The organism is Paraburkholderia sp. BL17N1, assembly GCF_003634175.1.
In the GTDB taxonomy this organism is placed as follows: Bacteria; Pseudomonadota; Gammaproteobacteria; order Burkholderiales; family Burkholderiaceae; genus Paraburkholderia.
The window spans coordinates 1,259,576-1,284,281 of the sequence record NZ_RBIW01000001.1 but is presented as its reverse complement, the minus strand read 5'-3'; the positions used below and the strand labels follow the sequence as shown (position 1 = coordinate 1,284,281).

Annotated in this window: 21 protein-coding genes and 1 tRNA gene; 15 read left to right on the top strand and 7 right to left on the bottom strand. The window is 63.2% G+C overall.

What is annotated here, in order from left to right; translation table 11 throughout:
• Nucleotides 1–388: 388 nt before the first annotated feature.
• The 10 genes from rsmB (at nucleotide 389) to B0G82_RS05535 (ending at nucleotide 9,684) form a co-directional block, all read left to right on the top strand.
• Nucleotides 389–1,828, top strand: coding sequence for a 16S rRNA (cytosine(967)-C(5))-methyltransferase RsmB (gene rsmB, locus B0G82_RS05580; protein ID WP_121306888.1), 1,440 nt, complete (start codon nucleotides 389–391; stop codon nucleotides 1,826–1,828).
• Complete coding sequence (locus B0G82_RS05575) at nucleotides 1,825–2,424, top strand: DUF4390 domain-containing protein (RefSeq protein ID WP_012431384.1); 600 nt, start codon at nucleotides 1,825–1,827, stop codon at nucleotides 2,422–2,424. Before rsmB ends, B0G82_RS05575 begins: the two co-directional genes overlap by 4 nt.
• Nucleotides 2,414–4,828 (top strand): PAS domain-containing sensor histidine kinase, encoded by a 2,415-nt coding sequence (locus B0G82_RS05570; protein ID WP_121306887.1) that lies wholly within the window; start codon nucleotides 2,414–2,416, stop codon nucleotides 4,826–4,828. Before B0G82_RS05575 ends, B0G82_RS05570 begins: the two co-directional genes overlap by 11 nt.
• Nucleotides 4,829–5,518: a response regulator transcription factor EsaR gene (gene esaR / locus B0G82_RS05565; protein WP_116143370.1), complete on the top strand. Its 690-nt coding sequence runs from the start codon at nucleotides 4,829–4,831 to the stop codon at nucleotides 5,516–5,518.
• Nucleotides 5,519–5,626: 108 nt separating this feature from the next.
• A tRNA-Phe gene (locus B0G82_RS05560) sits at nucleotides 5,627–5,702 on the top strand.
• Nucleotides 5,703–6,091: 389 nt separating this feature from the next.
• Nucleotides 6,092–6,826, top strand: a complete 735-nt coding sequence (queC, locus tag B0G82_RS05555) for a 7-cyano-7-deazaguanine synthase QueC (RefSeq protein WP_121306886.1) — start codon at nucleotides 6,092–6,094, stop codon at nucleotides 6,824–6,826.
• 63 nt (nucleotides 6,827–6,889) lie between these two features.
• The gene (queE, locus tag B0G82_RS05550; RefSeq protein WP_121306885.1) at nucleotides 6,890–7,522 is read left to right on the top strand and encodes a 7-carboxy-7-deazaguanine synthase; all 633 of its coding nucleotides are present in this window, start codon (nucleotides 6,890–6,892) and stop codon (nucleotides 7,520–7,522) included.
• Between the two features lie 9 nt (nucleotides 7,523–7,531).
• Entirely contained in the window at nucleotides 7,532–7,975 is a 444-nt protein-coding gene (gene queD / locus B0G82_RS05545) for a 6-carboxytetrahydropterin synthase QueD (protein ID WP_090518804.1), read from the top strand.
• Between the two features lie 225 nt (nucleotides 7,976–8,200).
• Nucleotides 8,201–8,983 (top strand): aldolase/citrate lyase family protein, encoded by a 783-nt coding sequence (locus B0G82_RS05540; RefSeq protein ID WP_121306884.1) that lies wholly within the window; start codon nucleotides 8,201–8,203, stop codon nucleotides 8,981–8,983.
• Between the two features lie 50 nt (nucleotides 8,984–9,033).
• Nucleotides 9,034–9,684 (top strand): tetratricopeptide repeat protein, encoded by a 651-nt coding sequence (locus B0G82_RS05535; protein WP_241974657.1) that lies wholly within the window; start codon nucleotides 9,034–9,036, stop codon nucleotides 9,682–9,684.
• Nucleotides 9,685–9,789: 105 nt separating this feature from the next.
• Here the strand turns inward: B0G82_RS05535 and rodA are convergent, their stop codons facing one another.
• From rodA to B0G82_RS05510, 5 genes are all read right to left on the bottom strand, one after another.
• Nucleotides 9,790–10,938 carry a rod shape-determining protein RodA gene (gene rodA, locus B0G82_RS05530; RefSeq protein ID WP_116143360.1) on the bottom strand — a complete coding sequence of 383 codons (1,149 nt, stop codon included), beginning with the start codon at nucleotides 10,936–10,938 and terminating at the stop codon, nucleotides 9,790–9,792.
• Nucleotides 10,939–10,947: 9 nt separating this feature from the next.
• Nucleotides 10,948–13,263 carry a penicillin-binding protein 2 gene (gene mrdA / locus B0G82_RS05525; protein ID WP_121306882.1) on the bottom strand — a complete coding sequence of 772 codons (2,316 nt, stop codon included), beginning with the start codon at nucleotides 13,261–13,263 and terminating at the stop codon, nucleotides 10,948–10,950.
• A 140-nt stretch (nucleotides 13,264–13,403) separates the two neighbouring features.
• Nucleotides 13,404–13,916, bottom strand: coding sequence for a rod shape-determining protein MreD (gene mreD, locus B0G82_RS05520; protein ID WP_095417751.1), 513 nt, complete (start codon nucleotides 13,914–13,916; stop codon nucleotides 13,404–13,406).
• The gene (gene mreC / locus B0G82_RS05515; RefSeq protein ID WP_121306881.1) at nucleotides 13,913–15,022 is read right to left on the bottom strand and encodes a rod shape-determining protein MreC; all 1,110 of its coding nucleotides are present in this window, start codon (nucleotides 15,020–15,022) and stop codon (nucleotides 13,913–13,915) included. The genes mreD and mreC overlap by 4 nt, the downstream gene beginning before the upstream one ends.
• 153 nt (nucleotides 15,023–15,175) lie before the next feature.
• Nucleotides 15,176–16,219 carry a rod shape-determining protein gene (locus tag B0G82_RS05510; RefSeq protein ID WP_004189550.1) on the bottom strand — a complete coding sequence of 348 codons (1,044 nt, stop codon included), beginning with the start codon at nucleotides 16,217–16,219 and terminating at the stop codon, nucleotides 15,176–15,178.
• A gap of 382 nt (nucleotides 16,220–16,601) precedes the next feature.
• Between B0G82_RS05510 and gatC the strand changes: the two genes are divergently transcribed.
• The 5 genes from gatC (at nucleotide 16,602) to B0G82_RS05485 (ending at nucleotide 21,869) form a co-directional block, all read left to right on the top strand.
• The gene (gene gatC / locus B0G82_RS05505) at nucleotides 16,602–16,901 is read left to right on the top strand and encodes an Asp-tRNA(Asn)/Glu-tRNA(Gln) amidotransferase subunit GatC (RefSeq protein WP_105511670.1); all 300 of its coding nucleotides are present in this window, start codon (nucleotides 16,602–16,604) and stop codon (nucleotides 16,899–16,901) included.
• 193 nt (nucleotides 16,902–17,094) lie between these two features.
• Nucleotides 17,095–18,582, top strand: a complete 1,488-nt coding sequence (gene gatA, locus B0G82_RS05500; protein ID WP_121306880.1) for an Asp-tRNA(Asn)/Glu-tRNA(Gln) amidotransferase subunit GatA — start codon at nucleotides 17,095–17,097, stop codon at nucleotides 18,580–18,582.
• Between the two features lie 5 nt (nucleotides 18,583–18,587).
• Complete coding sequence (gatB, locus tag B0G82_RS05495) at nucleotides 18,588–20,063, top strand: Asp-tRNA(Asn)/Glu-tRNA(Gln) amidotransferase subunit GatB (protein ID WP_121306879.1); 1,476 nt, start codon at nucleotides 18,588–18,590, stop codon at nucleotides 20,061–20,063.
• A 140-nt stretch (nucleotides 20,064–20,203) separates the two neighbouring features.
• The gene (locus B0G82_RS05490) at nucleotides 20,204–21,043 is read left to right on the top strand and encodes a PPK2 family polyphosphate kinase (RefSeq protein ID WP_121306878.1); all 840 of its coding nucleotides are present in this window, start codon (nucleotides 20,204–20,206) and stop codon (nucleotides 21,041–21,043) included.
• Nucleotides 21,044–21,089: 46 nt separating this feature from the next.
• Nucleotides 21,090–21,869: an exodeoxyribonuclease III gene (locus B0G82_RS05485; RefSeq protein ID WP_116118668.1), complete on the top strand. Its 780-nt coding sequence runs from the start codon at nucleotides 21,090–21,092 to the stop codon at nucleotides 21,867–21,869.
• 141 nt (nucleotides 21,870–22,010) lie between these two features.
• Here the strand turns inward: B0G82_RS05485 and B0G82_RS05480 are convergent, their stop codons facing one another.
• Both B0G82_RS05480 and B0G82_RS05475 read right to left on the bottom strand, forming a co-directional pair.
• On the bottom strand, nucleotides 22,011–23,267 hold the full coding sequence (locus B0G82_RS05480) for a M48 family metallopeptidase (protein ID WP_199730123.1): 1,257 nt from the start codon (nucleotides 23,265–23,267) through the stop codon (nucleotides 22,011–22,013).
• A 32-nt stretch (nucleotides 23,268–23,299) separates the two neighbouring features.
• Nucleotides 23,300–24,694 (bottom strand): AmpG family muropeptide MFS transporter, encoded by a 1,395-nt coding sequence (locus B0G82_RS05475; protein WP_121306876.1) that lies wholly within the window; start codon nucleotides 24,692–24,694, stop codon nucleotides 23,300–23,302.
• Between the last annotated feature and the right edge of the window lie 12 nt (nucleotides 24,695–24,706).

The window sequence follows — 24,706 nt, the reverse complement described above, 5'->3', positions numbered from 1 at the left end:
AAAAGGCGAGTCTGCGGGCTTGCCTTTTTATTTCGGCGCAAGGGCGTGAGCGGCTGACGCGCTGCGTTATCACGAGATAATTCACTCTGTTCGCGAGGCGCCTGAGGGCCCGCGCCGCATCGTTGAGCCTGCGCTTGGGCCCCCGGCCTTTGCAGCCACCGTGGATTTGCAATCTCTACGCTTGCAGGCTGCCCGCGGACTCGTGCGCCGCGTTACGCTACGTCCGCGCCGATATATCCAACCCGCGCTTCAGTCCCACTCCTTCCCGCTGGCCATAGATCCGCGATCACCACGCTCACAGACCGCCCGCCGGCCCGCGTCGCGCGCCACGCTACAATGCGTGTTGATTGCGTCGCGCGCTCCCGCGCGGCCCGCCATAGCCTTCTTGATGACTACAAAGCCTTCTTCGCGTACCGCTTCCTCATCGGCGCGCCCGCGCGAATCACGTTTGTCGATGCTGCATCTCGCGCCCGAATCGCTCGGATTCGCGCTCGACTGCGCGGGACAGGCGGTCGGCGCCGTGCGTCTCGGCGCAGCGTTGCCGGCCGCGCTGCAATCCGTCTTCGTGTCCGCGCCCGAGGCCAGCGCTGCCGCGGCGCGTGGCGCGGTGCAGGACATCGCCTACCGCACCATGCGACGTCTCGCGATTGCCGAGTGGCTGATCGCGAAGCTGGTGAAAAAGGCGCCGCCGCCGCACGTCGGCCATGTGCTCGCGTGCTCGCTGGCGCTGCTCGTCGACGACGAAGCGAACGCTGCGTACGCACCGTTCACGGTCGTCGATCAGGCAGTGAGCGCGATCGGCGCGCGCCGTGAATTCGCCTTTGCGAAGGGCTTGGTCAACGCCGTGCTGCGCGGTTTCCTGCGCGAACGCGAAACGCTATTGAGCGCCGCGCAAGCCGACGAAGTCGCACGCTGGAACTATCCGGCATGGTGGATCGATGCCGTGAAGCGCGCGTGGCCCGACGCATGGCAGTCGGTGCTAGCCGCCGGCAACACACAAGGCCCGCTGACGCTGCGTGTGAACGCGCGTCAATCGACCGTCGACGCCTACTTGCAAGTGCTGCAAAACCATCACATTGCGGCGAGCAGGGCCGGCGAGTACGCCGTCAAGCTCGCCACGCCGATGCCGGTCGACCGCATTCCGGGCTTTAGCGACGGCGTCGTCTCGGTGCAGGACGCCGGCGCGCAGCTCGCCGCGCCGCTACTCGACGTGCGCGACGGCATGCGTGTGCTCGACGCCTGCGCGGCGCCCGGCGGCAAGACCGGCCATCTGCTCGAACTGGCCAACCTTCAGCTCGTCGCGCTCGAAAGCGACGCGTCGCGCGCGCGCCGTATCGGCGAAAATTTGCAGCGGCTCAAGCTCGAAGCGGAAGTGCGGATCGGCGACGCGGGCGCGCCCGCAAAATGGCACGACGACATCGACCCGCCGTTCGACCGCATTCTGGCCGACGTGCCGTGTTCGGCGTCGGGCATCGTGCGGCGTCATCCGGATATCCGCTGGCTGCGCCGCGCATCCGACATTCCCGCGCTGGTTGCCGAGCAGCGCCGCATTCTCGACGCGCTCTGGCCGCTCGTGAAACCAGGCGGCGAGTTGCTCTACGTTACCTGTTCGATCTTTCCCGAAGAAGGCGAGTTGCAGGCGCAGTGGTTTGGAAACAAGTATCAGGATGCGGTACGATTGGACGCGCCGGGGCAACTGTTGCCTTCAGTCGCTCGCGCGCCCGCCGACACATCGGCCGGTTCTCATGCCGGACAACCCGCTGAAGACAGCGCCGGCGCGAACTCAGACCACGACGGATTCTTCTACGCGCGCTTTCAGAAACGGTGACCATCAAACGCTTCTTCCCGCTTCGGCTCGCTGCCGTGCTCTGGATCGCGCTGGCCGTATGGCTGGCGGCGCCGGGCGTGGCGCATGCTGATTCGATCGCGGTGCAGCGTGCATCGCTGCAAGCCGACAACACGGGTTGGAATCTCGACGCACGTTTCGACTTCGATCTGAACAGCAACCTCGAAGACGCGGTCAATAAAGGCATTCCGCTGTATTTCACGACCGACTTCGAATTGAGCCGGCCGCGCTGGTACTGGTTCGACGAGCAGCCGGTGAGCGTGTCGCAAAGCATTCGCCTGTCGTTCCAGCCGCTCACGCGTGAGTATCGCGTGTCGAGTGTGTCGTCCGGCGGTTTGCAGCTCGGCTTCACCACGCTCAAGGATGCGCTCGCGGTGATCAAGCACATCACGTCGTGGCACGTGATCGATCGCAATGAAGTGCGTGTCGGCGAGACCTATAACGCGTCGGTGCGCATGCAACTCGACATCGCGCTGATGCCCAAGCCGTTTCAGATCGACGCGGTGAACAACCGCGACTGGAATCTCGCTTCCGAATGGAAGCGCTTTACATTCACGGTGACCGAACGTGCTAAATAGAGTGCGCTCCGCTACCAGTGTCAGCAGCATCGTCGTGCGCGTGCTGGTGTCGACGGTCGCCGTGACGGCCGTGCTGCTGCTCGTGCTGCTCGCCGCGGCCAGCGCGAACACCGAATTCTTCGACCGCTATTACCAGTGGCTCTACGCCGCCAACCTCGTGGTCGCGATGATCTTTTTGCTGGTGGTGGCGACGCTCGTCATCATCATCATCGCGCGGCTGAGAAAGGGTAAGTTCGGCACGCGGCTATTGGCGAAACTTGCGTTCTTCATGGCGCTGGTCGGCGTGGTGCCGGGCGGCATCATCTACGTCGTGTCGTATCAGTTCGTGTCGCGCAGTATCGAGTCGTGGTTCGATGTGAATGTCGAAACCGCGCTCACGTCCGGATTGAATCTCGGGCGCGGCATGCTCGACGCGTCGCTGTCCGATCTGCAAACCAAGGGCCGCTTGATGTCGGAACAGTTGGCGAGCGCGGACGCCGCCGGCACCACGCTCACGCTGCTGCGTCTGCGCGACCAGTTCGGCGTGCAGGATGCGACGATCGTCGAACCTACGCGCAGCATGTCAGGCGCGACGCCCGACATGCACGTGGTCGCGCAGGCCTCCGGCAACTACGCGACGCTCGTGCCGAACGATTTGCCCACGCCGTTGATGATCGAACAGGCGCGCGGCCGTGGCTATGCGGCGATCGAAGGCGAAGTGGACGGCGATCCCCACGCGCATGGCAGCAAGGGCGCGTTGCGGCTGCGGGTGGTGCAACGCATTCCCGATTCGAACGCCGCGCTGTTGCAGCCCACCGAACGCTTCCTGCAACTCACGCAGCCGGTTTCGCCCACGCTCGCGCGCAATGCCGACGCGGTGCAGCGCGCCTATCGCGAGTACCAGGAGAAGGCGCTCGGCCGTACGGGCCTGCGCAAGATGTATATCGGCACACTGACGCTCGCGCTGTTCCTTGCCACCTTCATCGCGATGATGCTCGCACTCGCGCTCGGCAATCAGCTCGCGCGGCCATTGTTCCTGCTGGCGCAAGGCACCAAGGAAATCACGGAAGGCGATTACACGCCGAAGCGCGAAATCAAATCGCGCGACGAACTGGGCTTTCTCACGCAGTCGTTCAATGCGATGACGCGGCAGTTGTCCGAAGCGCGCGCGGCGGTCGAGAACAACCGCATCGCGCTTGAACACTCGAAGGCGTATCTGGAAAGCATTCTCGCGAACCTGACTGCGGGCGTGTTCGTGTTCGACCGGCAATTCAGACTGACCACCGCGAATCGTGGCGCCGAGCGGATTTTCCGTCAGCCGTTCCAGGCGGTAATGGGTTCGGCTTTGGATCAGATCGGCGTGCTGAGCGAATTCGGCGGGATGGTGCGCAAGGCGTTTGCCGATCGCGAAGCGGCGAGCGGCGACGGTCACGACGATCGCGGCCACTGGCAGCAGCAGTTTTCCGTGCAGGTGCCGGACGAAACCGAGCCGCTTACGTTGCTCGTGCGCGGTGCGCGGCTTGTCTCGGCGACGGACCGCGACGCGGAAGACATGCAGACTTCCGGCTACGTCGTGGTGTTCGACGATATCTCGGACGTGATCTCCGCGCAGCGTTCCATCGCGTGGGGCGAAGTCGCGCGGCGGCTCGCGCACGAGATCAAGAATCCGCTCACGCCGATCCAGCTCTCCGCCGAACGTCTGCAGATGAAACTCGCCGACAAGCTCTCGCCATCCGATGCCGATGTGTTGAAGCGCGGCGCGACCACGATCGTGAACCAGGTCGCCGCGATGAAGCAGATGGTCGACAACTTCCGCGATTACGCGCGTACGCCGCCGGCGGTGCTCGCCCATTTGCAGCTGAACGATCTGGTCAGCGAAGTGCTCACGCTGTACGGTATCGAAGAAGGCAAGGGCGCCATTCAGGTGGAGCTCGCCGAATTGCCGGCGATTCGTGGCGACGCGACGCAATTGCGTCAGGTGATTCACAACCTGCTGCAGAACGCGCAGGATGCGGTGGCGGACCTCGAGCATCCGCGTGTGTTGCTCGAGACGAGGACAGTAGAATACGGAGACCCCGACGCGGAAGGCAAAGTCCGCGTCGCGGTGCGTCTGACCGTGTCGGATAACGGAGCGGGCTTTCCCGCGCGTATCCTCACACGTGCGTTCGAACCTTACGTAACGACCAAGGCCAAAGGTACGGGCCTGGGTCTTGCGATGGTCAAGAAGATCGTCGATGAACACGGCGCGCGCATCGACATCCGCAATCGCATGAAAGCGGGCGATGTCATCGAGGGCGCGCAGATTTCGATCCTCTTCCTTCAACTGGCAGACGATGGCGTGGCACCCGGAACAGGGCCGCGTCCGGCGCACGGCGGTGCGTCGCAGGGAAAGACAAAAGCAACAGTGCAGACAAGGGCAGCGTAAATGGCAACCATCCTGGTGGTAGATGATGAAATGGGCATCCGGGAATTGCTCTCGGAGATCCTGAGCGACGAAGGGCATGTCGTGGAGGCCGCGGAAAACGCGCAGGAAGCGCGCGAATTCCGTTTGCGCCAGGCGCCTGACCTGGTGCTGCTCGACATCTGGATGCCCGACACCGACGGCGTGACCTTGCTTAAGGAATGGGCCGCGCAAGGGCAACTGACCATGCCGGTGATCATGATGTCCGGCCACGCAACCATCGACACGGCGGTTGAAGCAACCAAGATCGGCGCGCTCAATTTCCTCGAGAAGCCGATTGCGCTGCAGAAGCTGCTGAAGGCGGTCGAACAGGGTCTCGCGCGGGGCACGGCAGCGGGTGCGCCCGGCGGCGCGGCGGCCAAGCCGGTGTTGCCGGTGAGTGTTTCGGCGGTCGCTTCGGCGGCGGCATTGCCGATGCTCTCCACCGACGGCATGGGCAGCGGCGCGCTGGCTGCGCAAACGGCCTCGATCTCGTTCGACATTCCGCTGCGTGATGCACGCGACGCGTTCGAGCGCGCGTACTTCGAATATCACCTCGCGCGCGAGAACGGCAGCATGACGCGCGTGGCCGAGAAGACCGGGCTGGAGCGCACGCACTTGTATCGCAAGCTCAAGCAGCTCGGCGTGGATCTTGGCAAAAACAAAGGTGAGTGAACCGCGGAAGTGAAGCCGGCGTTAAACATGCGGATCTCGCTTCCACAGAATTTTTCGAGAAGGGGCTTGTCGGAGCGCTGACCCTTTGATATCATTTCGTTCTTCGTTGGCCCGGTAGCTCAGTTGGTAGAGCAGCGGATTGAAAATCCGCGTGTCGATGGTTCGATTCCGTCCCAGGCCACCAGGATTCAGCCCCAGGAAATCGCAAGATTCCTGGGGCTTTTCCTTTTTGTGCATCTGATGCGATGGGGCGTGACGGGCAGCGTTGCTTCGGCTTGTGTGCGCCACGTGTGCGGGGCGCGCTCGGCGGCGTTTGGCGTCGCGTGATAAAATCGCGCCAGTTCAAGGACTTGCACGTAAGTGCGTCGTCTGAGTGCCGCGCGGCAACGCCGCCATTAGCACCGAACCCTTCGCCCGACGATTAACGGTATAAGCCCGAGCGACTCTGCATGCGGAAGGCGCGGCCTATACTGCTTTGGGCCGGCAGCAGTGCCGGCACGCGTCGCGCCGCGTTGCTTGCATGGCGCACCTCGCGCAGCGCGACGTGGCACTCTTCATTCACGGAGTTTCACGGTGATCCGCAAAGACGCTAAACGTAGCGCTCTGGTGCTGTTTTCCGGCGGCCAGGATTCCGCCACATGTCTCGCCTGGGCGCTCGAACGTTATGAAACGGTTGAGACACTGGGCTTCGATTACGGTCAGCGGCACCGCGTCGAACTGGAATGCCGCGAGGGGTTTCGCAATGCGGTCGCGCGCGCGTTTCCGGCATGGGCCGAGCGCCTCGGCGACGACCACATGATCGATCTGTCGGTGCTCGGCGCGATCAGCGATACGGCGATGACGCGCGAGATCGAGATCGAAGCTACGGCGAACGGTTTGCCGAACACGTTCGTGCCGGGCCGCAATCTGATGTTCATGACCATCGCGGCGGCGATTGCCTATCGACGTGGTTTGCAGGTGCTGGTCGGCGGCATGTGCGAGACGGATTTCTCGGGCTATCCCGACTGCCGCGACGACACGATGAAGGCGTTGCAAGTCACGCTGAACCTTGGCATGGACACGCGCATCCTGCTCGAAACACCGTTGATGTGGCTGGACAAAGCCGACACGTGGCGTCTCGCACACGAGCTCGGCGGCGACGAGCTGGTTGAACTGGTGCGCGTCGAGACGCATACGTGCTATGTCGGCGAACGCGCCGAATTGCATGCATGGGGTTTCGGTTGTGGCGAATGCCCGGCGTGCCGTTTGCGCAAGCGCGGTTACGAGGCCTATCTGTCGGGTGAGAAGGTCACCGCGGCGCCGCTCTGATGACGCTCGGCGCAGCAGCGCAACTCAGGCAATAATTTTCAGGAACACAGGGCAGAAAGCAGCATGACTTACGCGGTCAAGGAAATCTTCTACACGTTGCAGGGCGAGGGCGCGAATGCCGGGCGTCCGGCTGTCTTTTGCCGGTTCGCCGGCTGCAATCTGTGGTCGGGCCGCGAAGAAGATCGTGCCGGGGCGGTGTGCCGCTTCTGCGATACCGATTTCGTCGGCACCGACGGCGAGAATGGCGGCAAGTACCGCACGGCTGACGATCTCGTGAAGATGATCGCGTCGCAATGGCCCGAAGGCGAGGGCGAGCGTTTCGTGGTGTGCACGGGCGGCGAGCCGATGCTGCAGATCGATCAACCGTTGGTCGACGCGCTGCATGCCGCCGGCTTCGAAATCGCCATCGAAACCAACGGCTCGCTGCCGGTGCTCGAAACGATCGACTGGATCTGCGTGAGCCCGAAGGCCGACGCACCGCTCGTCGTGACCAAGGGCAACGAATTGAAGGTCGTGATTCCGCAGGACAACCAGCGTTTGTCCGAGTATGCGAAGCTCGACTTCGAGTATTTCCTCGTCCAGCCTATGGACGGACCGTCGCGCGACCTCAACACCAAGCTCGCGATCGACTGGTGCAAACGCCATCCGCAATGGCGCCTGTCGATGCAGACCCACAAGTATCTGAACATTCCCTGATTTGCCGTGCTGACGATTACACGAAAACTCGAATTCGACGCGGGTCACCGCATCCCCGATCACCGCAGCCAGTGCCGTAATCTGCACGGTCATCGCTATGTGCTCGAAATCACGCTGCAAGGCGATCTGGTCGACACCGAAGGCGCGCCCGATCGCGGCATGGTGATGGACTTCGCGGACGTGAAGTCGCTCGCCGTCGAGCATCTCGTCGACAAGTGGGACCACGCGTTTCTCGTCTATGAAGGCGACACGCAAGTGCGCGGTTTCCTGGAAACGATGGCCGGCCACAAGACGGTCGTGCTCGATCGCATTCCCACCGTCGAAAATCTTGCCGCCGTCGCATTCGACATTCTCGCGAACGTCTACGACGCACACTACGGCGTGAATCTGCGTCTGCACAAGCTGCGTCTGTACGAGACGCCGAATTGCTGGGCCGACGTGGTCCGCGACTAAAGCCTGTAACCCGACGCTCGCGGGCCGCTCGCGCGGCCCAACCTTCGCGTTATTGTCACGGTATGATCGCTCCGACAACCACACGGAGCGAGACATGCCGGTCACCGCATTGCGTCGCAGCAGGCAGCCGGGCCGCCACGGCCCGCGCGCTCATCTGGCCCACGAGGGCAGCACGCTTTCCCGCAGTTCAGGCCAAGCGCCGCTTCACTGCGAGGGAGCGCGGCGATGAGCACCTTCACCAATCCCCTCAAATCACGCCTTAAAGAAACCGATTCGCTGTTCGGACTTTGGCTCTCGCTCGGCAGCGACGCCGCCGCCGAAGCGCTCGCGCACGCCGGTTACGACTGGCTGCTGATCGACATGGAGCACTCGCCGAACGATAGCGGCGACGTCGCCTCGCAACTGCGCGCGATCGCCGCCGCGCATCTGCCTAGCGAGCCGGTGGTGCGCGTGCCGTCCAGCGAGGCATGGCTCGTCAAGCGCGTGCTGGATGCCGGCGCGCGCACGCTGATGTTCCCGAATATCGAGTCCGCGGACGAGGCGGCGCGCGCCGTGCGTCTCACGCAATATCCGACCGCCGACGCGCTCGACGGTGAGCGCGGCGTTGCCGGCGCGGTGCGGGCCGCGGGTTACGGCATGCGGCGTGACTACGTGCAGACGGCCAACGCGCAGATCGCGACCATCGTGCAGATCGAGTCGGCGCGCGGCTTGCAGGAAGTGGAAAAGATCGCGGCGACGCCGGGCGTCGATTGCCTGTTCGTCGGGCCGGCGGATCTCGCCGCGAGCCTCGGTCATCTCGGCGATTCGAAGCACGCCGACGTGCAGGCCGCGATGGCGCGCATCGTCAGCGCCGCGGACAAGGCAGGCATTGCCGCCGGTATTTTTGCCATGGACGTCGCGAGTGCGAAGCAGCATCGCGATGCCGGTTTTCGATTCATCGCTCTGGCCGCGGACGTCATGTGGATGTTGCGCGCGACTCGCCAGGCGCTGCAGGAGGTGAGGTCATGAAGGGGATGGTGCAGTGCGTCGTGGTGCGTCTGGCGCTCACAGCGGCATTGATGGCGAATGTGGCGGCCTATGCGCAAGACAGCCGGATCGCGAAGTCGAATGATCCGGAGACGCAAACCGCGGTCGCCGACTACAACGCCGGCAATCTGGCTGCGGCGCTTGTCGAGTTCCGCAAAGCTGCCGAGCGCGGCAGCCGTCTCGCCGAGTTCAACTACGCGATGATGCTGCTCAACGGCGAAGGCACGTCGGTCAATGTCGATGAAGGCAAGAAATGGCTGCGCAAGGCCGCCGACGCCAACATGTCGCACGCGCAATACGTGTACGGCAAGATGTACGACGATGGCGAGTTCGTTGGGCGCGATCCGGTTGAGGCGCACCGCTGGTTCCTGAGGGCGGCGGAGCAGGGACACGTGCAGGCGGAGCTGGCGCTGGCCAATCAGTTCCTCGATGGCCGCGGCACTGAGCGCGACAACAAGCAGGCGTTCGTCTGGTACAAGAAGGCGGCGCAGGGCGGCGACATGACCGCGCAATACGTGGCCGGCTCGTTCTATGAGCGGGGCGGCGACGGTGTGGAGAGGAATCTCAACGTGGCGCGCGCTTATTACGCGGCTGCCGCGGCGCAAGGCGATCCGGCGGCGCGGCTCAAGTATCAGCAACTCAGCGCGCAGTTGCGGGATCAGAAGGAAGTGAAGCCGCAGTAAGACCGCGGTGTTTTGATAACGACGCTGGATGCAAAAAGGGACGCTCCGTGAAGAGCGTCCCTTTGCTTGTGGAGTCGCCGGCAAAGCCCGCGCGGCACCGCCGCGCTAGCTCTGCATCAACCGCTTCTGCCGCGCGACGCTCATGATCAGGCCAATCGCGACGCCCAGCGTGGTCAGCGCGGTGCCACCGTAACTCATGAATGGCAACGGCACGCCGACCACCGGCAAGATGCCGCTCACCATGCCGATATTCACGAACGCGTAGGTGAAGAACGCCATGGTCAATGAGCCGGCTAACAGGCGTCCGAAGAGCGTCGCGCCATTGGCCGCGATATACAGCCCACGCGCGATCAACAGCATGTATAGCGTGAGCAGCACGACGCCGCCCGCCAGCCCGAACTCTTCGGCGAACACGGCGAAAATGAAGTCGGTGTGCTTCTCAGGGATGAACTCCAGGTGCGCCTGCGTGCCCTTCAGCCAGCCTTTGCCAAGCGGGCCGCCCGAGCCGATCGCAATGACCGCCTGAATGGTATGGAAGCCCTTGCCGAGCGGATCGGAAGTCGGATCGAGCAGCGTGCAGATGCGGTGTTTCTGGTAGTCGTGCATCAGCGGCCATTGCACTTCCGGTTGACAGATTTTGTCCTGGAAGGCGGCGATGGACACGACCGCGATCACACCTGCAATCAGCACCGGCACGATCAGCTTGAAACTCAGGCCAGCAAAGTAAATCACGAAGAGACCGGCCGCGAACACCAGCACGGCTGTGCCGAGGTCGGGCTGCTTGGCGATCAGGCCGACCGGCACGGCGAGAATCACCAGACCTACCAGAAAGTCGTACCAGCGCATTACACCTTCGCGTCGCTGGTAGTACCAGGCGAGCATCAGCGGCGTGGCGATCTTCAGGATTTCCGACGGCTGGATCACCACGCCGACATTGATCCAACGCTTCGCACCTTTGCGCGTGAGGCCGAATAGCGCCACCGCGACCAGTAACGCGATCCCGAATGTATAGAGCGGAACCGCGAAACGCATCAGCGTGGTGGGTGGCACATTGGCGAGCGCCCACATCAGCACGAAGGTCAGCATGATGTTGCGCAACTGGTCTTCCACGCGGCCGGGGACATCCAGACTCGCGCTGTACAGCGTGACGATGCCGACGCACAACAGCAGAAACACGATCAGTGCGAGCGGGCGATCGAAGCCCGCGAACATCCGCTTGATGCGGTCGAGCCAGGCGCGCTTGTCGAATTGCATGCCTTCTCCTTACTCGTCGATGCCGCCGGAAACCGGCTGGCGTGGCGACGTGGCCTGAATGCCGCCATCGCGCGAGGCAGCGGCGGCTGTCGGCGCCGGCTCGCTGGCCGGACGGGGTTTATGCGGGACGCCGGATTTACGCGACGCCGGATTCTTCGTGGCGGTGGACGCGGACGTCGAGGCGGCAACCGGTGCCGATGCGGCATCAGGGGCGGAAGCTGCCGCCGCCGCGGACGCAGCCCTCGCGGCCGCCGCAGCGGAGGCCGCCGCCGCCGCCGAAGCCGCGCCGGGAATCGGCAGCGCGGTGAAGCCCGCTGCGACCTTGACCGGCTGCACGCCGTCCTGCGGCGCCGGCGGCGCATCGCCGACTTCCGGCGCGGAGGCATCCTCGGTTGCCGACGCCGCTGCCTCGATGGCCGCTTGCTGCGCACCCGGCTTGTTCTTGCCGACAAGGTAATAGTCGAGCACCTTGCGCGCAATCGGACCTGCCGCTTCCGCACCCCAGCCGCCGTTTTCGACAATTAGCGCGAGCGCGATCTTCGGTTGCTCGGCTGGTGCGAACGCGATGAAGAGCGCGTGGTCGCGCAGATGCTCGGCGACCGCGTGGCCTTTGTAGTTCGCGCCCTGCAGCGAGTAGACCTGCGCCGTACCCGTCTTGCCGGCCGCCTGATACGGCGCGCCGATGAACAGCTTCGACGCCGTGCCGTTGGTCACGACGCCTTCCATCGCGCGCTTGATGATGTCGATGTCCGATTGCTTGACCGCAATCCTGTCGCTCGGATCGCGCACCACCGGCCGCGTCTCTTTCGTGATTGGGTTTTCGATGTCGCGCACGAGGTGCGGCTTCATCACGACGCCGTTGTTCGCGAGCGTGGCCGTGGCGTGAGCGAGCTGGAGAATGGTGAACGAGTTGTAGCCCTGGCCGATGCCGAGACTGATCGTTTCGCCTTCATACCAGCGTTGCTGCTCGGGCTTGCGGTACGCCTTGCGCTTCCATTCCGTGGACGGCAGGATGCCGCGCGCCTCGCCCGAAATGTCGATGCCGGTAATCTGGCCGAAGCCCCACGGCTTCATGAAATTGGCGATATTGTTGACGCCGAGATCGTGCGCGAGCATGTAGAAATACGTGTCGTTCGACACCACGATCGCGCGGTTCATATCGACCCAGCCTTGGCCCGAGCGCACGTCGTTGCGGAACGTGTGGCCGCCGAAGGTGTACGAACCGGGATCCTGGAAGCCCCAGCCCGGCGTGCGCTTGTGCAGCGTGAGCGCGGCGAGCGCCATGAACGGCTTGTAGGTCGAGCCCGGCGGATAGGTGCCGTGCAGCGGACGGTTGAGCAGCGGATGGTCGGGCGAGTTGTTGAGATCGTCCCAGGTCTGCTGGTCGATGCCGTCGACGAACGAGTTCGGATCGAAGCTCGGCGCGGACACGAAGGCGAGCACGTCGCCGGTCGAAGGTTCGATCGCGACCAGCGCGCCGCGGCGGCCCGCGAAGGCCTGCTCGGCGACCTGCTGCAAGCCGATATCCAGCGACAGCACGAGGTTGTTTCCAGGCGTCGCCTGGGTTCGCGACAACGTCCGCACCGGGCGGCCGCCGGCGGTCACTTCCACTTCCTCGAAACCTGTCTGGCCGTGCAACTCGGTCTCGTAACTCTGCTCGACGCCGATCTTGCCGATGTAGTCGGTGCCCTTGTAGTTATTCGCGTCCAGACGCGGATCGTAGTGGTCCGGATCGCTGTCGTTCTGATCGCTGGCGTCGTCGATACGGTCCTGATCGCGCTGCGAAATCCGGCCGATGTAGCCGATCACGTGCGCCGCGGTCGGCCCGAGCGGATATTGACGGAACAGGCGCGCGCGCACTTCCACGCCAGGAAAGCGGAAGCGCTGCGCGGTGAAACGCGCGACTTCGTCGTCGGTCAGTCGGGTGCGGATCGGCAGGCTCTCAAAGTTCTTCGAGTCTTCCTGCAGCTTCTTGAAGCGGCGGCGATCGCGTGCGTCGATTGAAACAACCGTGGCCAGGTTGTCGATCACGTTTTCGATCGAGTCGTTCAGCTTCGACGGCGTCAGTTCGAGCGTGTAGGCCGAGTAGTTCTTGGCCAGCACCACGCCGTTGCGATCGGTGATGATGCCGCGGTTCGGGACGATCGGCGCGACCGAAATGCGGTTTTCATCGGCCTGCAGCGAATATTTGCTGTAGTGCCAGACCTGCAGAAACAGGAAACGGAAGCCGATCAGCCCGAAGCAGACGAACACGAACAGGCCCGCCGCCGCGACGCGCAGGCGGAACTTCGAGAGCTGTTGCTGAGTGTCCTTGAATTCGGTCATGCGATTCTGCAAAAGGCCGGGTGACGGCCATCATGAGTGTGCGCCTTTTCCGGCCGGAACCGGGAGGCATGAACAGCGATGCGCGTCGAGCGGGCCGGGAAGTGGGTTCTGACAAGAACGCCGGCGCGCTCGATGCGGGATCAAATCGGCCGGGTATCGTCCGGATCGGCGGGGCGGCGCTGCGGCATCAGCAGCAGCATGCTGGTGACCGGCCACAGCGCGGCTTCGACGAAGCCGTCGATCAGATAACCCCAGCCCGGAAACGCCGCGCCCGTCAGCAGACGGATCACGAACGGCACCAGTTGCGCGACGACCAGCAGCGGCATGACCGCGAAGGTCTGCACGCCGAGCGACATCCACAGCACACGGCGGTGAATCGTGATCGCGCCGTACGACAACAACGTGTACGCCAGCGCGTGCTCGCCGAGCAGGCTGGCGTTGTGTACATCCATCAGCAAACCGAGCGAAAACGCGATACCCATGCCGACTTTGCGCGGCTGGTGCACGTTCCAGAACAGCAACACGAGCGCGACGAAGTCCGGCACGCCGACGAGGCGCCCCCACGGCATCAGGTTCAGCAGGAACGCCGCAGCGAGGCTGAACGAGATGAAATAAGGATTGACCGGCTGCAGGATGTATTGCGGACGGTTCATGGCTGGGCCCCTGGCTTGGCTGGCGGCTTCGCGTTCTTGTCGGCGGCCGGTTTCCTTTCGGCGGCGGACTTTTTCTCCGCTGCGGGCGGTTTGGCCGGCGCTTTTTCGGTGGGCTTGGCGGTTGCGGGTTTCTCGGCTGCGGCCTTTTCGCCGGCTTTTGCCTGGGATTTATCCGCCGCGGCCTTGCCGTCGGCCGATTTGGCGCCTTTCTTCGCTTTTGCGTCCTTCGCGGCCGTGGCTGCGTCGGGCTCTTCGGCCGGACGCGGCGGCACATTGTTCACGTAATGCAGCACCAGCAACTGACGCGCGCCGCGCACCGGCGCGACCGGCAGGCAGATCACACGCGCGAACGCCGTATCGGCCTGCTTGTCGACCCGCACTACCTTGGCGACTGGCAGACCCGGCGGATACACACCGTCCAGACCGCTGGTGACGAGTTCATCGCCCGTCTGAATGTCGGCGCTGATCGGTACGAAGCGCAGATCCAGAGTGTCGCCCTTCGGCGTGCCGTAAATCACGCTGCGCAGACCCGTGCGCACGATCTGCACAGGCACTGCCTGATCTTTGTCCGTGAGCAGCGTCACCTCGGCTTGCAGCGGGAACACGCGCGTTACCTGCCCAATCACGCCGTCTTCATTGACGACCGGCGAACCGTTCTGGATGCCTTGCTGCGCACCCCGGCCAATCACAACCTTCTGCGTGAACGGATCACGCGTGTCGTACTGGATTTCGGCGGGCAGCGATTCGGTGGTGGAGCGCTGCGACAGTTGCAGCAGCGCGCGCAAATGCGCGTTCTCGGCCGCCAACCCAGCGGCCGTATTGGCTTGCTGCGAAAGCTGCAGATCTTTGGTGCGCAGTTTGTCGTTTTCGCTGCGCAGCGTGGCGCTGGTCACGGCCAGGTCGGCCGCGCCCACGAACATATCGCGCGGCACGAGGGCGGCGCGTTGCAACGGATAAAGACCCGCGCCGAGCACGCCGCGAACGATTTCGAGCGTTTTGAAGCGTGCGTCGGAGATCAGCAGGGCGATCGCCAGCAAGACAAAAAATACGAGTCGTGCGAGGGCGGACGGTCCTTGCTTGAACAGGGGCGGCGGACTGTATTCCATGGTCGGCGCCGGGGGCGTGAGCGGTTGGGTGAGACGGCGGCGCGCGGGAAAGGCGCGTTCAGCGCGCGGAGGCTGGTAGGCCCAGCCAACGGCAAACCGGCCCGCAAGGAGCCGTTTGCCTGATCCGCGCTACTGACATGAAGACGGGCTCGCTTACTCGTACGAGAAGATGCTGCCCAGCTTGTCCATGCGTTCGAGCGCCATGCCCGAGCCGCGCACAACGCAGGTCAGCGGGTCTTCGGCGACGAGCACCGGCAGGCCGGTTTCTTCGGCGAGCAGACGGTCCAGATCGCGCAGCAGTGCGCCACCGCCCGTGAGCATCATGCCGCGCTCGGCGATGTCGGCGCCGAGTTCCGGCGGCGTTTGTTCGAGCGCGATCTTCACCGACGACACGATCTGGTTCAGCGGGTCGGTGAGGGCTTCGAGAATTTCGTTGCTGGAGATGGTGAAGCTGCGCGGAATGCCTTCCGACAGATTGCGGCCCTTCACTTCCATTTCCTTGACTTCGGAACCCGGGAAGGCGGAACCGATTTCCTTCTTGATGGCTTCGGCGGTTTGCTCGCCGATCAGCATGCCGTAGTTGCGGCGGATGTAGTTGACGATCGCTTCGTCGAACTTGTCGCCGCCCACGCGCACCGAGCCCTTGTACACGATGCCGCCGAGCGAGATCACGCCGACTTCGGTCGTGCCGCCGCCGATGTCGACGACCATCGAGCCGGTTGCTTCCGACACCGGCAGGCCGGCGCCGATAGCCGCGGCCATGGGTTCTTCAATGAGGTAGACCTGCGAAGCGCCCGCACCGTGCGCGGCTTCTTTAATGGCGCGGCGCTCGACCTGGGTCGAACCGCACGGCACGCAAATGATGATGCGCGGCGACGGCGAGAACATGCGCGATTCGTGAGCAGTTTTGATGAACTGCTTGATCATCTGCTCGGTGACGGTGAAGTCGGCGATCACGCCGTCTTTCATGGGGCGGATTGCCTCGATGTTGCCCGGCACCTTGCCGAGCATCTGCTTGGCTTCCTTGCCGACTGCCTGGATGGTTTTCTTGCCGTTGGGACCGCCTTCCTGGCGGATCGACACCACCGACGGTTCATCAAGAACGATGCCCTTGCCACGCATGTAGATGAGCGTGTTGGCCGTGCCGAGGTCAATGGCCAGATCGTTGGAAAAGTAGCTGCGCAAAAAACCGAACATTCAAAATCCTGTCTCGCTGGGGGCCGGGCCTCGCAATGGTTGCGCAGGGCGGCAGCGGAAAAAATAACAGCTTCAACCGGGCGGATGCGGCGCCACAGGAACTTGAAGCTGCGAGGGAGTCTACCGGAGGCCGATGCAAAGCCAGGTCAGAAAAATCCGAACTATCTTTGGGAATTGTTCAGAAAGGCCTTGGTAAGACGGTCCGGGTTTGGGTCGAACGCGTAATGATACCTTATAATTTTGGATGTTTTGAAGGAAACGGACGGCACTTTTTGCCACCGCTGGCCCCTTTTTCGAGGTCTTCCTCCAGCGTCGTAACCCGCTGTCGCGGCATCGTTTTTTTCCTTGCTGCGGCGGTCCACCACATTTTTCCGGTGACTGCATGGCTCTGACCCTGACCGATGTAAAACGCATCGCGCATCTCGCGCGGCTCGAACTGGCCGACGCCGACGCTGAGCACACGCTCGTCCAGCTCAACGATTTTTTCGGCCTCGTCGAGCAGATGCAGGCGGTCGATACCACCGGCATCGCGCCGCTTGCCCACCCGATCGAGCAGATCGAAGACGTCGCGCTGCGTTTGCGTAACGACGCGGTGACCGAAACGGTCGAACGCGAAGCTTTCCAGCGCCCGGCGCCCGCAGTGCAGGACGGCCTGTATCTCGTGCCGAAGGTGATCGAGTAACACCCGCGCATCGAGCCCGGCGCGATACGCGAGCGGGCCTCCAGACGAAGTGCCGACTTGCGGCATCTCGACTCGTGGCTTCAACGCTCGCATAACCGTCGTCTCCGGCTTCCTCGGCTCGGTTTGCCGGCGGGCAGCCGAACGCCTCCACGGCAGCGTGACTACGCTGCCGCGCTCTTCAGGATAAAACGCAATGCATGAAAAAAGTTTGACCGAACTGCGCGCCGCACTGACGGCCAAGGAATGCTCCGCAGTCGAACTGGCGCAGCTCTATCTGAAGCGGATCGACGCGGCCAACAGCCTGAACGCATTCATCCAGGTCGATCCCGATCTGACGCTCGCGCAGGCGAAAGCCGCGGACGCGCTGCTTCATACAGGCCACGCCGGCCCGCTGGTCGGCCTGCCGATCGCGCACAAGGACGTGTTCGTCACCAAGGGCTGGCGCTCCACCGCCGGCTCGAAAATGCTGTCGAACTACGAAAGCCCGTTTGACGCGACCGTGGTCGCGCGTCTGCAGAACGCCGGCATGGTGTGCGTGGGCAAGACCAATATGGATGAGTTCGCGATGGGCTCGTCCAACGAGAATTCGTACTTTGGTCCTGTGCAGAATCCGTGGGATGTTAAGGCTGTGCCGGGCGGTTCGTCGGGCGGGTCGGCTGCGGCCGTCGCCGCGCGCCTCGCGCCCGCTGCAACGGGTACGGACACCGGCGGCTCGATCCGTCAGCCGGCGTCGTTCTCCGGCATTACCGGTATCAAGCCGACGTATGGTCGCGTGTCACGTTACGGCATGATCGCGTTTGCCTCGTCGCTGGATCAGGGCGGTCCGATGGCGCAAAGCGCCGCGGATTGCGCGACGCTGCTCAACGCCATGGCCGGCTTCGACGAACGCGATTCGACCAGCCTCGTGCGCGACGACGAGGACTACACGCGTTATCTCGGCAAGCCGTGGACAGAAGACGGCGCCGCCAAGCCGCTCGCCGGTCTGCGCATCGGCCTGCCGAAAGAGTATTTTGGCGCCGGTCTTGCCGACGACGTGCGCGCCTCGATCGACGCCGCGTTGAAGCAATACGAAGCGCTCGGCGCCACGCTGGTCGAAGTCTCGTTGCCGAAAACGGAGTTGTCGATTCCCGTGTACTACGTGATCGCGCCGGCGGAGGCTTCGTCGAACCTGTCGCGTTTCGACGGCGTGCGCTTCGGTCATCGCGCGGCGGAGTATCGCGATCTGCTGGACATGTACAAGAAGTCGCGCGCCGAAGGTTTCGGCCCGGAAGTGAAGCGCCGCATTCTGGTCGGCGCCTACGTGCTGTCGCACGGCTATTACGACGCGTACTACCTGCAGGCGCAGAAGATCCGCCGCATCATCGCGCAGGACTTCCAGGAAGCATTCAAGCAGTGCGACGTGATCATGGGACCGGTCGCGCCGTCGGTGGCGTGGGACCTCGGCGCGAAGGGCGACGATCCGGTGCAGATGTATCTGGCCGACATCTACACGCTGTCGGTGAGCCTTGCTGGTTTGCCGGGCATGAGCGTGCCGTGCGGCTTCGGTGCGGGCGCGAATGCGCAGCGTCCGGTCGGTTTGCAGATCATCGGCAACTATTTCAATGAAGCCCGGATGCTTCAGGTGGCCGACGCGTTCCAGCGCGCGACCGACTGGCACCGCAAAGCACCGGCAGGAGTGTGAGCACCATGGCCAAGCAATGGGAAGTCGTGATCGGTCTGGAGACCCACGCGCAACTGTCGACCCAGTCGAAGATTTTTTCGGGCGCCTCGACGCAATTCGGCGCCGCGCCGAACACGCAAGCCTGCCCCGTCGATCTGGCGTTGCCGGGCACGTTGCCGGTAATGAACCGCGGCGCTGTGGAGCGCGCGATCCAGTTCGGTCTCGCGATCGGCGCAACGGTGGCGCCGCGCAGCATCTTCGCGCGAAAGAATTATTTCTACCCCGATCTGCCGAAGGGTTATCAGATCAGCCAGTACGAAATCCCCGTCGTGCAGGGCGGTCAGGTGACGATTCAGGTGCCGGCCAATGAAAAGGCCGGCAAGGAAGCGTACGAGAAGGTCGTCAACCTCACGCGCGCTCACCTCGAAGAAGACGCGGGCAAGTCGCTGCACGAAGACTTCGCGGGCATGACCGGCATCGACCTGAATCGCGCCGGCACGCCGCTGCTCGAAATCGTCACCGAGCCGGAAATGCGCAGCGCGGCCGAAGCGGTCGCTTATGCGAAGACGCTGCATACGCTCGTCACGTGGCTCGGCATCTGCGACGGCAACATGCAGGAAGGCTCGTTCCGTTGCGACGCGAACGTGTCGGTGCGTCCGGTCGGCCAGGCCGAATTCGGCACGCGTGCCGAGATCAAGAACCTGAACTCGTTCCGCTTCCTCGAAGAAGCGATCCAGTACGAAGTTCGCCGTCAGATCGAGTTGATCGAAGACGGCGGCACGGTGGTGCAGGAAACGCGTCTGTACGATCCGGACAAGCGCGAAACGCGCTCCATGCGCAGCAAGGAAGACGCGCACGATTACCGCTATTTCCCCGATCCCGATCTGATGCCGCTCGTGATTGACGCGGCGTGGATCGAGCGCGTCAAGGCAGAGATGACAGAGCTGCCGGTGGCGATTCAACAGCGTTTCGTGTCGCAATACGGTTTGACGCCGTACGACGCTAACGTGCTGACGTCCAGCAAAGCCATGGCCGCGTACTACGAAGCGGTGGTGAGCAAGGTCGGTCCGGCCAACGCCAAGGTTGCCGCCAACTGGCTGATGGGCGAAGTGTCGTCGCAATTGAATCGCGAGGGTCTCGACATTGCCGGGAGCCCGGTGTCGTCCGCGCAACTCGCGTTGTTGCTGCAGCGTATCGCCGATGGCACGATCTCCAACAAGATCGCCAAGGAAATTTTCCTCGCGATCTGGGAAGAGAAAGCCACCGACGAAGCCGCCGCCGACCGCATCATCGAAGCGAAGGGGCTGAAGCAGATTTCGGATACCGGCGCGCTGGAAGCGATCATCGACGAAGTGCTCGCCGCGAATCAGAAGTCGGTCGAGGAATTCCGCGCCGGCAAGGAAAAGGCATTCAACGCGCTGATCGGTCAGGCAATGAAAGCGACGAAGGGCAAGGCCAATCCGGCGCAGGTGAACGAACTGCTGAAGAAGAAGCTATCCTGAGTCGAAGTTAAGTTGAGCGTGAACGACTGAAGCGTTAAAGCTCAAGTCAGCACGGGCTGTTGCCGGCAACGAAAGTAGGGCAACGGCCCGTTTCATTTTGCGGGTCCATTTAAGCGAACACAGATCAGGGGAGTGTGTGGATGGCCAGGCAACCCGAACTCGACGATTTCCGCGTGCCGTATTTCGACGACGGCAAGAAGAAAAACAAATTCTCGCTGAGCGATTTCGACCCGGCCGCCAAGCCGTTTTCGACCGGCTCGAAAGATGGCGACAAGGCGCGTCTGTCGGAGATCGGCACGAAGCTCGACAACTTGCAGGAGCGCCTGCACGCGCAGCAAACGCGGCGCGTATTGCTGGTGCTGCAGGGCATGGACACGAGCGGCAAGGACGGCACGATCCGCGCCGTGTTTCACGAAGTCGATCCGCTTGGTTTGCGCATCGTGCCCTTCAAGGCGCCGACGCCTGTCGAACTCGCGCATGACTTTCTCTGGCGCGTGCATTCACAAGCGCCGGCCGCCGGTGAGCTGACGATCTTCAACCGCAGTCACTACGAAGATCTGCTGGTGCCCACCGTGCACGGCACTTTGGATGAGCAAGCCTTCATGCAACGCTGCTGCCACATCCGTCAGTTCGAGGAATTGCTGGCGTATAGCGGTACGACCATCGTCAAGTGCATGCTGCACATTTCGAAAGACGAGCAGCGGACGCGTCTCCAGGCGCGCATCGACGATCCGAGCAAGCACTGGAAATTCGACCTTGCCGATCTCGAAGCGCGCAAGCAGTGGGACCAGTATCAGGCGGCGTACCAGGACGCGCTGCCAGCGACCTCGACGGAATACGCGCCGTGGTACGTGATTCCCGCCGACTCCAAGACTCATCGCAATGTGATGGTTGCGGAGTTGCTGCTGCGCACGTTCGAAGCACTCAAGCTCGAATATCCGCCTGCCAAAGAATCGCTGAAGGGCATCAAGGTCGAGTGACCGTGCCTTTCGCTTCATCAACGAATCGAACGTAAAAAGGAACGACATGTTGCGTGTGATTACCGCCAACCTGAACGGCATCCGCTCAGCGGCGAAGAAAGGCTTTTTCGACTGGTTCGGAGAGCAGAAGGCCGACGTGCTGTGCGTGCAGGAAATCAAATGCTCGCAGGACGATATGACGCCGGAATTCATGGCCCCGCACAACTTCACCGGCTATTTTCAGCACGCCGTGAAGAAGGGTTATAGCGGCGCGGGCGTGTACACGCGTCACGAACCGGACGAAGTGGTGATCGGTTTTGGCAGCGAGGAGTTCGACCCGGAAGGGCGTTATGTCGAACTGCGTTTCGGCAAGCTCTCGGTGATTTCGGTGTATGTGCCCTCGGGTTCGAGCGGCGACGAACGCCAGCAGGCCAAATACCGTTTCATGGACGAGTTCATGCCGCATCTCGCGGAGCTGGCTCAGGAGCGTGAGGTGATCGTGTGCGGCGACGTCAATATCGTCCACAAGGAAATCGATATCAAGAACTGGAAGAGCAACCAGAAGAATTCGGGTTGCTTGCCGGAAGAACGCGCATGGCTCACCAAACTATTCGATGAAGTGGGTTACGTCGACGTGTTCCGCACGCTCGACCAGCGGCCGGAACAGTACACATGGTGGAGCAATCGCGGTCAGGCGTATGCGAAGAACGTCGGGTGGCGGATCGATTATCAGATCGCGACGGCGGGTATCGCGAGCAAGGCGAAACGTACCGATGTGTTCCGCGATATCAAGTTCAGCGACCATGCGCCACTAACGGTGGATTACGACCACAAGGTGAAGAAGTAAGCACGGCAAGCGAGGCTGAGGGCTCGCCTTTGTCACGACAATGGTCGCGAGTGCGAGTGCGAGTGCGCAGCAAGTAAACCTGAACTCCGCCCTGCGGCATGCGTTGTCACGGAAGAAGCGGACGCTAAAGGCCCGCGCAGCTCAATCGCGGGCCAGTTTGCGGCGCGGCCGGCCCATGCCGGCGTAGTCCGGCAACGCGTCCACGGTCTTGCCGATCGCCTTCGCGTAGAGCGGCAGCATGTCCGGCAAGCGCTTGACGATGTCCTGACGGCGCGCCGGCGTGTAGGGATGCACGTAGATGAAGCCTTGATCGCGATTGCTGCGCGTGGCCTGCGCCAGCTTGTCCCACAGCGTGACCGCCGCGCGCGGATCGAAGCCGGCGCGCGATGCGATATCGCTGCCGATCACGTCGGCTTCGGTCTCGTCCGTATTTTCGTACTTCATTTCCAGCAGGCGCGAGCCGATGCCGAGCGGCGCCGCGCCCAGATCGGCGAGCCCGAATAGCTGTGGGATCGTGCCGGACGAGTCGAGCTGGCTTGCCTGCAGTTGGCCGAGCCGCTCGCGTGCATGCTCGCGCAACGCATGCGCGATCTCATGGCCGATCAGCATGCCGAGCTCGTTGTCGTTCAGTTTCGCGCGATCGAGCAGGCCGCCGTAGACGACGATCTTGCCGCCCGGCAGACAGTACATGCGGATATCGGGCGAGCGCACCACCGCTACATCCCATTTCCAGTTCCTGGCCCGCTCGTTCCATTTCAGCGAGTACGGAATCATCTTGTCGACGATCGAGCGCACGCGCGTGACATGCGCGTCGGTGTCGGCATACAGACGGTTCGAGTGCTCGGCGCCGTAGGTGATCTGGCTGAACTCGTCGGCGGCTTGCGCCTCGAGCATCGGCGATGGGATCAGGTTGCGGAACACCAGATAACCGCCGTAACGCAACTGCGTGTTCAGGGTGTACGACGCGGACGCCGGGGCGGGCATCGAGGGGACGGCCGGCGCTTTGGTGGCTGCGGGTGGCGAAGATGTCGCGGCGGGCGTTCTGGCCGTGACCGGGGCCGGCGGCGGCTGCGTCAGTTGGGGCGAGGGAGGCGATGAAGGCGGCGTTGCAGCGGCGGGCGCGCTGCCTGCACCCGCTGCGCCGGCGGCATTGTTCGCGCCTTGTGCAGCGGATGTCGCGCTTTCAGGGCTCGCGGCTGGCGCCGCTGCGGGCTTCGCCGTCGGTGCTGACGTAGTGGCCGGCGCCGGAGCCGCCGCGGGTGCGCTGGTGGCCGCAGCCGGCACGGCTGCCGCAGAGGCGTTCAATGGCGCGGCAAATGTCAGGCTCGCACAGCCAAGCGCGCATACGGCGTGCAGCGCCGCGCGGCTGCCCTTGACGGCAGGGCGCCGAGACGTCACCGAACGCGCCGCACCCTTCGAAAGAAGCGCCTTCACGACTGCTTCCTCCACGGCGCGATACGCAGCAGAAGCAGCATGCCGGGCAACCCCAGCGCGGTACAAACGATGAAGTAGTCGAACCAGCCGATCTGCGCGACCACGTAGCCACTCGCCGCGGAAGCCAGCGTGCGCGGCACCGAAGCAAGGCTCGTGAAGAGGGCGAACTGGGTGGCGGTGTAGCGCGGATCGGTGGTGCTGGCGATATAGGCGGTGAAGGCCGCCATTGTCAGCCCGGTGGCAAAGGTTTCCAGCCCGTAGACAAGCGCCAGCGCAACTGAACGCGGCTCGAGCTGCACCGCCCAATCGATGCCCACCAGTGCCAGCAGCTTTGTCGTGCCTTCGCTTAGCCAGACGGCGATGTCGTAAATTGCCACGAGACCGGGTGATGCCGGCCCGAGGTGCGAGAGCCATGCGAAGCCGAGCGTCGACACCATCTGCAGGACGCCGAAGATCCACAGCCCGCGGCCGATGCCGATTTTCATCAGCCAGATCCCGCCGACAATCCCGCCCGCCAGACTCGCGCCGAATGCGGTGGTCTTCGCGATCACGCCGATCTGCGTGCGCGAAAAGCCGATGTCGAGAAAGAACGAGGTGGACAGCGTGGTCGCCATCGTGTCGCCGAGCTTGTACAGAAAGATGAAACCGAGCACGAACAGCGCGCCGCGCCAGCCGTCGCGCTGAATGAATTCCTTGAATGGCTGCACGATCGCTTCGCGCAGATTTTTGGGCGGCGTGCCATGAACTTCTGGTTCGCGCACGACGAGTGTCATCACCATGCCAGGCAGCATGAACGCCGCCGTCACAATGAAAACGGTGGTCCAAGGCAAATGGTCGGACAGGATCAACGCGAGCGAACCGGGCACCAGCGCCGCGATCTTGTAAGCGTTCACGTGCACCGCGTTGCCCAGACCCTGCTGGGTATCGCTCAACAACTCGCGCCGGTAGGCGTCGATCACAATGTCCTGGCTTGCGCCGAAGAACGCGACCAGCGCGGTCAAAGCCGCCACCGTCCAGATCGAATCTTTAGGCGACACGAACCCCAAGGTGGCAATGGCGCCGGCCACGAGTATTTGCGTGACCAGCATCCAGCCGCGCCGTCTGCCCGGACGCCAGCCCGGAAAACGCGGGACGTAGCGGTCCATCAACGGCGCCCAGATGAATTTCCAGGTGTACGGGAACTGGATCAGCGCAAAGAGGCCGATTTCCTTCAGATTGACGCCTTCTGAGCGTAACCACGCCTGCACCAGGTAGACGAGCGTGAACAGCGGCAAGCCCGACGTAAAGCCGAGAAAGACGCAGATCAGCATGCGCGTATTCAGGAACGCGCGCCAGCCGGGATGTTCTTCGTGAGCGGTAAGTGCAGGCGCCTCGTGCGGCGGGTTCGACATGTGGATAAGTGG